At 62.6% G+C, this 10,454-nt stretch carries 10 protein-coding genes; 6 read left to right on the top strand and 4 right to left on the bottom strand.

Going from position 1 to position 10,454, the window contains the following annotated elements; genetic code table 11:
• Positions 1 to 294 precede the first annotated feature (294 nt).
• A complete protein-coding gene (locus BT204_RS26480; protein WP_072448844.1) occupies positions 295 to 1,200 on the bottom strand; it encodes a LysR family transcriptional regulator in 906 nt (301 codons plus the stop codon).
• Positions 1,201 to 1,413: 213 nt separating this feature from the next.
• Between BT204_RS26480 and BT204_RS26475 the strand changes: the two genes are divergently transcribed.
• From BT204_RS26475 to BT204_RS26450, 6 genes are all read left to right on the top strand, one after another.
• On the top strand, positions 1,414 to 2,025 hold the full coding sequence (locus tag BT204_RS26475) for a cysteine dioxygenase family protein (RefSeq protein ID WP_014718170.1): 612 nt from the start codon (positions 1,414 to 1,416) through the stop codon (positions 2,023 to 2,025).
• Entirely contained in the window at positions 2,022 to 3,605 is a 1,584-nt protein-coding gene (locus BT204_RS26470) for a rhodanese-related sulfurtransferase (protein ID WP_072448842.1), read from the top strand. Before BT204_RS26475 ends, BT204_RS26470 begins: the two co-directional genes overlap by 4 nt.
• Positions 3,606 to 3,687: 82 nt before the next feature.
• The gene (locus BT204_RS26465; protein WP_072448840.1) at positions 3,688 to 4,662 is read left to right on the top strand and encodes an ABC transporter substrate-binding protein; all 975 of its coding nucleotides are present in this window, start codon (positions 3,688 to 3,690) and stop codon (positions 4,660 to 4,662) included.
• 10 nt (positions 4,663 to 4,672) lie between these two features.
• Entirely contained in the window at positions 4,673 to 6,013 is a 1,341-nt protein-coding gene (locus BT204_RS26460; protein WP_034127403.1) for an LLM class flavin-dependent oxidoreductase, read from the top strand.
• A 161-nt stretch (positions 6,014 to 6,174) separates the two neighbouring features.
• Complete coding sequence (locus tag BT204_RS26455) at positions 6,175 to 7,344, top strand: acyl-CoA dehydrogenase family protein (RefSeq protein ID WP_072448838.1); 1,170 nt, start codon at positions 6,175 to 6,177, stop codon at positions 7,342 to 7,344.
• Positions 7,341 to 8,288: a D-isomer specific 2-hydroxyacid dehydrogenase family protein gene (locus BT204_RS26450; RefSeq protein ID WP_072448836.1), complete on the top strand. Its 948-nt coding sequence runs from the start codon at positions 7,341 to 7,343 to the stop codon at positions 8,286 to 8,288. The genes BT204_RS26455 and BT204_RS26450 overlap by 4 nt, the downstream gene beginning before the upstream one ends.
• A gap of 225 nt (positions 8,289 to 8,513) precedes the next feature.
• Here the strand turns inward: BT204_RS26450 and BT204_RS26445 are convergent, their stop codons facing one another.
• Genes BT204_RS26445 through tolQ form a run of 3 tightly spaced genes read right to left on the bottom strand, consistent with a single transcriptional unit; the run spans position 8,514 to position 10,432 of the window.
• On the bottom strand, positions 8,514 to 9,281 hold the full coding sequence (locus BT204_RS26445) for an energy transducer TonB (protein ID WP_072448834.1): 768 nt from the start codon (positions 9,279 to 9,281) through the stop codon (positions 8,514 to 8,516).
• Positions 9,278 to 9,724, bottom strand: a complete 447-nt coding sequence (tolR, locus tag BT204_RS26440; RefSeq protein ID WP_072448832.1) for a protein TolR — start codon at positions 9,722 to 9,724, stop codon at positions 9,278 to 9,280. The genes BT204_RS26445 and tolR overlap by 4 nt, the downstream gene beginning before the upstream one ends.
• A gap of 15 nt (positions 9,725 to 9,739) precedes the next feature.
• A complete protein-coding gene (gene tolQ, locus BT204_RS26435; protein WP_072448830.1) occupies positions 9,740 to 10,432 on the bottom strand; it encodes a protein TolQ in 693 nt (230 codons plus the stop codon).
• Between the last annotated feature and the right edge of the window lie 22 nt (positions 10,433 to 10,454).

Genomic DNA, 10,454 nt, shown 5'->3' with positions numbered 1-10,454 from the left:
GGCGAGGTGCCGAGTGGTGGGGCAAGAGCCTTTTGCTTACTTTTGGGCTCTTTTCAAAAGTGAGCCGCTGTAAAAGCGGAACCCTAAGTAGCCGTTACCGCAGGAATGGATATGTACTCGGTCTGACACCCTGTATCGGCTGTCAGGCCGCTATCGCAGGCAAGCCAGCTCCCACAGTTGGATTGCGGGGTGTCAGGTAGGTAAATGTCGGCTGGCAGCCCGTCATCGCAGGCGAGCCAGCTCCCACAGTTGGATTGCGGGGTGTCAGGTAGGTAAATGTCGGCTGGCAGAGCGTCAGGCAGCGCTGCGGATCTTGTGCAAAGCATCCGCCACCCATTGACCAAACGCATCCACCGGCCCTTGCAGGTTGCCGAGAAAATGCGGATAGATCAGCCACAAATCCATCACCGGCTTGAAGTCCTTGAGGGGCATCGCCGCCAGGTGCTCGCGATGAGCACTGCGTTCCAGCAACGGACGTGGCACCAGGCCAAGGCCGAGGCCGTCGGCCACCAGGCCCAGTTGCAGTTCGGTGCCGAAGGTTTCCAGGTTCACCCGCAGCGCCAGGCCCTGGTCAGACAAGGTGCGCTGCAACCCCGTACGGAACCCGCAACCGTCCGGGTTGAGGATCCAACCGCTCTGGTACACGTCCGCCAGCTTGCAAGGCTTCTTCGGCAACTGCGCCTTGGCACAGACCACCACCAACTCCATCTTGCCGATGGACTCACCGACCAGGTTGTCCGGGAAGATCTTGCCTGCGGGGAACAACGCCACCGCCGCATCCAGTTCGCCGCGTTCAATCTTGCCGACCAATTGGCTGCCCCAGCCGGTGGCAACCTGGGCGCGCAAGTCGGCGTATTCGCTGCGCAGATGCTTGAGTGCGTCCAGCAGCACCACATCGCCGATGGTCTGCGGTACGCCCAGGCGCAGCACGCCGGTGGGCGGTGCATCGGTGGCCACCAGTTCGCGCAGGGCATCCATCTCGCGCAGGATCAACCGGCATTGCTCATAGACCCGGGTACCGATCAGCGTTGGCTTGAGGGGCTTGGTGTTGCGGTCGAACAACTCCACTCCCAGGGCCTGCTCGAAGTTCTGCACGCGGCGGGTGATGGCTGGCTGGGTCAGCTGCAACGACGCGGCGGCATGGCTGATGGACTGGCAACGAATCACTTCGACAAAGGCATCGATATCGTCAATTTTCATTTGGGCCGCACATACAGATCAGTCATTAAGATGTGCGTGAAGCATAGTGGCCGCACACAGGTCTGGATAGCCCAGCCAGTGATCAATAACGTCTAACACTATTCAAACCGGTTCTAAATTACCTCCGGCTATAAGCTAATCATTAAAAAATAGCATATTAAAAATAAACATTATGCTTAGATAAAAGCATACCAACAGCCCGATGGAATGGTCATGACCCAGGCCCGACACCCCGAGAGACTCAGAGCCTTCATAGGCGCCCTGGCGGAATTGATCGACGGCAACCCGCGTGAAGGCGACCTGCTGCACCGTGGCGGCAAGCTGCTGGCGCAACTGGTCAGCCACGATGATTGGCTGCCCGACGAGTTCGCCCAGCCCGACCCCGAGCGCTACCAGCAATTTTTGCTGCATGCCGATTCGCGCCAGCGGTTCAGCGTGGTCAGCTTTGTATGGGGGCCAGGGCAACGCACGCCGATTCATGATCACAGGGTGTGGGGTCTGATCGGCATGTTGCGCGGCGCGGAGGTTTCCCAGGGGTTTGCCCGGGCACCGGGCGGCGGCCTGGTAGCGCAAGGCGAACCCGTGCAATTGCTGCCGGGCCAGGTCGAGGCGGTGTCGCCCAAAGTCGGCGATATCCATCAGGTCAGCAATGCCCACGGCGACCAAGTGTCCATCAGCATCCACGTATACGGCGCCAATATCGGCGCGGTGCGCCGGGCGGTGTATCAACCCGACGGCAGCGAGAAACTGTTTATCTCCGGTTATTCCAACGCCTATCTCCCGAACATCTGGGACCTGTCCAAAGAAAAGAGCCCTGCCCTATGACCACCCTATCGACCCGCAGCTTTGCGCAGATTCGCCAGGCCCTGTTGGCACGCGAAGAAGTCGCGCTGATCGACGTGCGCGAAGAAGCCCCCTTTGCCGAGGCCCATCCGCTGTTCGCCGCGAATATCCCCTTGTCCAAGCTGGAACTGGAGGTGTACGCGCGCATTCCACGCCGCGATACCCAAGTCACCCTGTACGACAACGGCGAAGGGCTGGCCCAGCGCGCCGCCGAACGCCTGGTTGCACTGGGCTACACCCAGGTCAGCCTGCTGGAGGATGGGCTGGACGGTTGGCGTCGGGCCGGTGGCGAGCTGTTTATCGACGTCAATGTACCCAGCAAGGCGTTTGGCGAACTGGTGGAGAGCCAGCGCCACACACCGTCCCTGGCCGCCGAAGAGGTCCAGGCCCTGCTCGACAGCCAGGCCGATGTGGTGGTGCTCGATGCGCGCCGCTTCGACGAATACCAGACCATGAGCATCCCCAGCAGCATCAGCGTGCCGGGGGCCGAGTTGGTGTTGCGCGCCCGTGAGCTGGCGCCCGATCCGTCTACGCGCATTATCGTCAATTGCGCCGGGCGCACCCGCAGCATTATCGGCACTCAGTCGTTGATCAACGCCGGCCTCCCCAACCCGGTGGCAGCCCTGCGCAACGGCACCATCGGCTGGACCTTGGCCGGGCAGACCCTCGACCATGGCCAGGCGCGCCGCTTTGCGCCGACCTCGGAAAACCATCGCCAACTCGCCGCCCAAAAGGCACATGGTGTTGCCGATAAAGCCGGGGTCAAGCGTGCGACGCGCAATGATCTGCACCGCTGGCAACAGGACGCGACCCGCACCACCTACCTGTTCGATGTGCGCACCGCAGAAGAATTCGAAGCCGGCCACCTGCCGGGCGCCCGCGCCACCCCGGGCGGGCAACTGGTGCAGGAAACCGACCACGTTGCCAGTGTGCGCGGTGCGCGCCTGGTACTGGTGGACGACGACGGTGTGCGCGCCAATATGTCCGCGTCGTGGCTGGCCCAGTTGGGCTGGCAGGTGTACGTATTGGATGACCTGCAAGCGGAGCACTTCAGCGAGCGCGGCGCATGGGTCGCGCCAGTACCGCCGCCGCCCCAGGCCGAACTGATCAGCCCCCACACCCTTGCCGACTGGCTCGGCCATGGCGACACGCAGGTGCTGGACTTCACGGCCAGCGCCAACTACGTGAAACGTCATATCCCCGGCGCTCGGTGGGTGCTACGCGCGCAACTGCCCGAGGCCCTGAGCAAGGTACCGAGCGCCCAGCGCTATGTGTTGACCTGCGGCAGCAGCCAACTGGCGCGCCTGGCCGTGCCGGAAGTCGAGGCCCTTACCGGCAAGCCGGTCTTTTTGCTGCAGGACGGCACGGCCGGCTGGATCCAAGCGCAACTGCCCCTTGAGTCAGGCGAAAGCCACTTGGCGTCCCCGCGTATCGACCGCTACCGCCGCCCTTACGAAGGCACCGACAACCCTCGGGAAGCCATGCAGGCTTACCTGGATTGGGAGTTCGGCCTCGTGGAACAACTGGCCCGCGACGGCACCCATGGTTTCTACGTGATCTGATTCACCGCTGCACCGTTTCGCTCAACCGACCCCTTCTCCAGGCGGAGGTACTTTCCTTTACCCAACGCCTGGAGTTTTTCCCATGCTGTACGCCATTCCATTCAAACGCCTGTTGCTGGGCGCTGCCCTCGCCCTCGGCCTGCTTTCCACCGTCCAGGCTGGCGACCTGCAACCGCTGCGCGTGGCCAACCAGAAATCCACGATCAAGGCGCTGCTGGAAGCCTCGGGCGAAAGCCAGAACGTGCCCTACGAGATCAAATGGTCGGAATTCCCCTCGGCCTCGCCCCTGGGCGAAGCGCTGAACGCCGGCGCTGTGGATATCGGCGCCCTGGGCGATGCCCCTTATGTGTTCGCCCTCGGCGCCGGTGCCTCGATCAAGGTGATCAGCATCATCCATGCCGAGGGCCGTAACACCACGGCGCTGCTGGTGCCCAAGGATTCGCCGATCAAGAGCGCGGCCGACCTCAAGGGCAAGAAGATCGTCACCGGGCGCGGCTCCATCGGGCACTACCTGGCGATCAAGGCCCTGAACGATGCCGGGCTGACCACCCAGGATGTGCAGTTCATCTTCCTGCTGCCCGCCGAGTCCCGGCTGGTACTCGACAACGGCACCGCCGATGCCTGGGCGACGTGGGACCCTTACACCACCGTGGTCACCTCACAGAGCAATGCTCGCGTGCTGGTGAGCGGCAAGCACCTGCTGAGCAATCATCTGTACTTCGCCGCCACCGGCCAAGCCATTGCCGACAAGCGCGTGCAACTGGACGACTTTGTCGCCCGCATTGATCGCGCCTACGCCTGGGCCAATACCCATCCCGAGCAATACGCCGCTGCCCAGGCCAAGATCACTGGCCTGCCACTGGCCGTGCATATAGAAGTGGCCCAGGACACCCATCTTTCCCCGGTCACGATTGACGATACGGTGATCCATGGCCTGCAAGCCACCGCCGACACCTATGTAAAAGAAGGCCTGCTGAGCAAACACATCGACGTCTCCCAGGGCTTCGATTCCAGCTTCAACGCCAAGCGTATCCCCCTCGAACAAGCCTCGCGCTAAGGAGCAGAACATGAGCAAGCCACGTCAATTGAAACTCGGTGCCATGGTGCACGGTGTCGGCCACGGTTGGGGCGAATGGCGCCACCCGCAGGCACAACCCGACGCCAGCACCAATTTCGGCTTCTACAAGCAGCAGACCGAACTGGCCGAAGCCGCCCGGTTCGACTTCGTGTTCATCGCCGACAGCCTGCATATCCACCCCAAGTCCAGCCCCCATTACCTCAACCGTTTCGAGCCGCTGACGATCCTCTCGGCCCTGGCCGCGCTGACCACTCATATCGGCCTGGTCGCCACCGTGACCGTCAGCTACACCGAGCCTTACCAGGTAGCACGCCAGTTCGCCTCCCTGGACCACATCAGCGGCGGCCGCGCCGGCTGGAACGTCGTCACCTCGTGGCTGAGTGGCACCGCCGATAACTTCGGCAAGGCCGAGCATCCGCCCCACGCCGTGCGCTACCGCATCGCCAAGGAACACCTGAATGTGGTCAAGGGCCTGTGGGATTCCTGGGAGGACGACGCCTTTGCCTATAACAAGCACAGCGGCGAATTCTTCACCCCAGGCAAGTTGCATGCGCTTAACCACAAGGGCGAATTCTTCTCGGTCAAAGGCCCGCTGAACATCGCGCGTTCGCGCCAGGGCCAACCGGCGATTTTCCAGGCGGGCACTTCGGAGGATGGGCGTAACTTTGCCGCCGAAAACGCCGATGCGATTTTTGTGCATGTGGAAACTATCGATGAGGCCAAGGCCTACAGCGCCGATTTGAAACGCCGCGCCAAGGGCTTTGGCCGCGACCCGGACAGCCTGTCGATCCTGCCGGGCATCCGCCCGATTGTCGGGCGCGATGCCGCCGAAGTGGAAAGCCGCTACCAGCAAGCCGTGGCGCTGGTCACCGTGGAAGACGCCATTGTCGCCCTCGGCCGGCCGTTCAACGACCATGATTTCAGCCAGTACCCGCTGGATGCGCCCTTCCCTGAACTGGGCGACCTGGGCGCCAACAGCCAGAAAGGTGGCTCCGAACGTATCAAGCAACTGGCCCGTGACGAAGGCCTGACCCTGCGCGAAGTGGCCCTGCGTTTCTCGCGGCCCCAGCGCGACTTTGTCGGCACCCCGGAACAGGTCGCGGATGCCATCCAGACCTGGTTCGAGAGCGGCGCCAGCGATGGTTTCATCATCAACTCGGTACTGCCGGATGGCCTGCAGTATTTCACTGAGTTGGTGGTGCCGGTGCTTCAACAGCGAGGGTTGTTCCGTACCGAGTACAGCGGCCACACCCTACGGGACAACCTCGGCCTGGAAGTGCCAGCGAACCGCTACAGCGTGATCGAAGCCACCGAACAAGCCCTGGCCTGAATACTACCCCCTGTAGGAGCGAGCTTGCTCGCGAAGAACGCCCACGATAACGCGCACTTCCTGAATAAACGCGGCGCCTGTGAGTTTTTCGCGAGCAAGCTCGCTCCTACAAGGGGGTCAGGGCTTGCCACCCTCCCACATTTTTGACCGAGTACAGACTTATGACTCAACCGTCTCTCAAGGCTGTGGAAGCCATCGATTTCGACGCCCTGCTTGATCATCTCAGCGCCGAGCTGGCCAGTACCGCGCCCCTCTATGACGAAAGCGGCGCCTTCCCCCACGCTAATTTCAAGCTCCTGCACCAACACCAACTCATCGCCCTGACCGTGCCGAAAAAACTCGGCGGCGGTGGCGCCAGCCTGTCCCAGGCGCGCAAGGTCATCAGCGCCATCGCCAAGGGCGAACCGTCCACGGCATTGATCCTGGTGATGCAATACCTGCAACACGCCCGCCTGCAAGACAACCAGAGCTGGCCCGCACACCTGCGCGTGCAGGTCGCGCAGGAGGCGGTGCAGAACGGCGCGCTGATCAATGCCCTGCGTGTCGAACCTGACCTTGGCACCCCAGCCCGTGGCGGTTTGCCGGCCACCACCGCCGTGCGCACCGCCGACGGCTGGCGTATCAGTGGGCGCAAGCTCTACTCCACCGGCAGCCATGGCCTGAGCTGGTTCAGCGTGTGGGCGCGCAGCGATGACGCCGACCCGCTGGTAGGCGCCTGGCTGGTGTCCAAGGCCAGCCCCGGCGTCAGCATCATCGACACCTGGGACCACTTGGGCATGCGCGCCACCTGCAGCCATGAGGTGGTGTTGGACAACGTATGGGTGCCCCTTGACCATGCGGTCAGCGTCAGCCCCTGGAGCGCCCCGCAAGCGGAGCTGGATGGCGAAGGATTCCTCTGGATGTCGGTGTTGTTGTCCTCGGTGTACGACGCCGTGGCCCAGGCGGCACGAGACTGGCTGGTGGACTGGCTGGAGGAGCGCAAGCCGTCGAATCTCGGCGCGGCACTGTCCACCCTGCCGCGTTTTCAGGAGACCGTCGGCCATATCGACACTTTGCTGTTCGCCAACCGTAGCCTGCTCGATGCTGCTGCCGCAGGGCACACGCCGACGGCCAATGCCGCACAAGTGAAGTACCTGGTGACCGGCAATGCGATCCGTGCGGTCGAGCTGGCCGTCGAAGCCTCGGGCAACCCTGGCCTGTCACGGCACAGCCCACTGCAACGGCATTACCGCGATGTGCTGTGCAGCCGCGTCCACACTCCGCAAAATGACGCCGTGCTGCAAGGCGTCGGCAAAGCTGTGTTCAACCAGCGCCAAAAGGAACGCACATGAGTCAGGTGATTATTGCCAGCCAACTGGACGAAGATTACAACCAGGTGATCCGGGAGCGCCTTGCCCCACTGCACCCCGAAGCCCAGGTAATCGCCGTGCCGGTCGGTGTGCCCAGTGACTTGCCGCCCCACGCCAATATCCTGCTGCTGCGCCCGATCAATGTGCGGGGCTACACCGCCCCCGACACCCCGCCACCGGGCTGGCCCTACGGCGCACAGTGGGTGCACCTGGTGTCGTCGGGTATCGACTTCTACCCCCAGTGGCTATTCAACGGCCCACCCGTGACCACTTCCCGTGGCAGCGCCGCCGATAACCTGGCCGAGTTCGCCCTGGCGGCGATCTTTGCCGCGGCCAAGCATTTGCCGGACATCTGGGTAAAGGATGCCCAGTGGCAGTTCACCGCGCTGCGCCCGCTCAAGGGCACCACGCTGGGCCTTCTGGGCTTTGGCGCGATTGGCACAAGCCTGGCGCAAAAGGCTCTGGCACTGGGGCTCAAGGTCGTGGCGCTGCGTCAAAGCACAACCCCGTTCGGCCTCGATGGCGTGGAAGCGGCCAAGGACATCCACGACCTGTTTGCCCGCGCCGATCACCTGGTGGTGGCGGCCCCTCTGACGGAAGCAACGCGGCATATCATCAATCGTAATGTGCTGGCCAGCGCCAAGCCGGGGCTGCACCTGATCAATATCGCCCGCGGTGGCCTGCTCGATCAGCAAGCGCTGTTGCACGCGTTGGATAACGGCCAGATCGGCCTGGCTTCCCTCGACGTCACCGAGCCAGAGCCACTGCCCGATGGGCATCCGCTGTACAGCCATCCGAAGGTACGGCTGTCGCCGCATACTTCGGCTATTTCGACCCGCAGCAAGGAGGAAATTGCGGATACGTTCCTGGCTAATCTGGAACGGTATGTGGCGGGCCTTGAGTTAAGTAACCTCGCGAACGCCTGATGGCTTGCCCGCGAAGAGGGGGTGCCAGCCACTGAATATTCAACTGAGCCACCGCTATCGCCGGCAAGCCAGCTCCCACACTGGTCATGCATTGCCCAAAAAAAATCAGCGCCTGGCACAGATCCCTGTGGGAGCGCGGTGTGTCAGTCACTGAATATTCAACTGAGCCACCGCTATCGCCGGCAAACCAGCTCTCACAGGTTTTGGGAAGGTGGCGGGGGAAGCTCATTTGATGCGGTAGTGGAAGGTGTTGCGCACTGCCGGTACGGCAACAGCTTTGCCATCGACGATTCTCGGCTGGTAGCGAAAAGTATTGGCCGCCGCCAATGAGGGCCTGATGAACAACGGGTGACAGCCTTCCAATACCTTGGGGTTTTCAACGTGCCCCTGGATGTTGACGGTGTACTCCACCGAGCAGTCGCCTTCGATGTTCTTGTCCAGGGCGCGTTCGGGGTAGTCGGGGGCGGCCTTGCTCAAGGGTTGGTACTGGCGGCTGTCGAATGCAGGGCTAGGCGCAGGCACGGCGGCTCGGGCTTTTTCCGAAGCGGCACGCTCCTGACTCAGACGTTGCTGTTCCAACGCCTGATTGCGCTGCTCGGTCGCCATGCGCTGCTGTTGTTGCTCGAGTTTCTTTTCTTCAACCCGCTTGCGCGCCAGCGCGGCTTTCTCGAGCTTTTGCGCCTGCACCTGCGGATCAACCGTCGGCCTGGTCGGTAACGGGATGACAACAGGTTCTGCCAGCGCGGCAGCTACGGGCTCGGGTGTCGGCACAGGCGCCGGCGCCGGCGCCGGAGCGGGTAAAACCACCAACTGCGTGTGCATCACCCGCGGCGCATCCACCCCTGGTCGCTCCGTCGACCAGCCCAGCATCAACGCCACTGCCACCGCACCATGCAGCGCCACGGCCAGACTCGCTGCCAGGCCTTTACGCCATAAACCATCGCCGTTGGGCGCCAAGGCCAGTGCCGGACTGTGCAGGATCATCGTTGTCATTGTGGGGCCTCTGTCACCAGCCCAAGATTGCTGATGCCGCCCTTCTGCAGCACCGCCATGGCCGCCACTACACGGCCATAACCTGCATTGTCGTCAGCGCGGATATACACCTGGGTATCGCTGCGCGCCGTCACCACCTGCATGACCTTGGCGCTCATTTCTTCCAGGGTCACCGCGCTGTCGGTCTGCTGGCGCGTATCCAGCTCGCCACCCAGGTTCCAGTAGTAGCCACCGTCCGCCTGCACCGACAACGTCAGGATCTGCTGGCGCGTATCGGTGGCCAGCGCCTCGGCGGCGACCTTGGGCAGTTCGATCTTTACGCCCTGGGTGAGCATGGGCGCAGTGACCATGAAGATCACCAGCAGCACCAGCATCACGTCGATGTAGGGCACCACATTCATCTCGGCCTTGGGCCCGTGCTTGCGTTGCGGCCTGATCAACATCGCTTTGCTCCTTGTTCAGGCGGCCACGGCCAGATTGTTCGAAGTACCGCGCAGCGTGCGGTGCAGGTGCACTTGCAGCTCATTGCCAAAAGCGTAGTAGCGCGTGAGCAAAGTCTGGCTGCGGGCCGCAAAGCGGTTATAGGCGACTACTGCCGGAATCGCCGCAAACAAGCCAATGGCCGTGGCAATCAAGGCTTCTGCAATACCCGGTGCCACGGTCGATAGCGTGGCCTGTTGCACCTGCGACAAGCCGAGAAACGAATTCATGATGCCCCACACAGTCCCGAACAGGCCGATATAGGGGCTGACCGACCCCACCGTCGCCAGAAACTGCAGGCCCTTTTCCAGCTCCAGCTCCTGCTCGGTGATCGCTACCTGCAAGGTGCGCTCCACACCCTCGAGCACTGCCGGATCGTGGTGGTGCAGATGCTGGTATTCCTGCATGCCGGCAATAAAGATCGGCGCCACACCGCCCTCGCCCGCCTGCACGGTGTCGCGATACAAGGGTTGCAGGTCCGACGCCACGCGAAAGCGCGCCAGGAAGCCGTTGAGCTGCCGTTCCAGACCACGCAGCACACTGCTGCGCTGAATGATCAGGTACCAGCTGAGCAAGGAAGCCAGCAGCAAAGTGACCATCACAGCCTTGACCAACAGGCTGGCGTCGCTGATCAAACTCCAGATCGTCATATGTTCCATCGTCGCGTGCATGGTAAAGCTCCTATTCGATTAA

Source organism: Pseudomonas sp. NFPP02 (genome assembly GCF_900119355.1).
GTDB lineage: Bacteria > Pseudomonadota > Gammaproteobacteria > Pseudomonadales > Pseudomonadaceae > Aquipseudomonas > Aquipseudomonas paracarnis.
The sequence above is the reverse complement of the archived record's forward strand: the minus strand, read 5'-3'. Positions and strand labels throughout refer to the sequence as shown.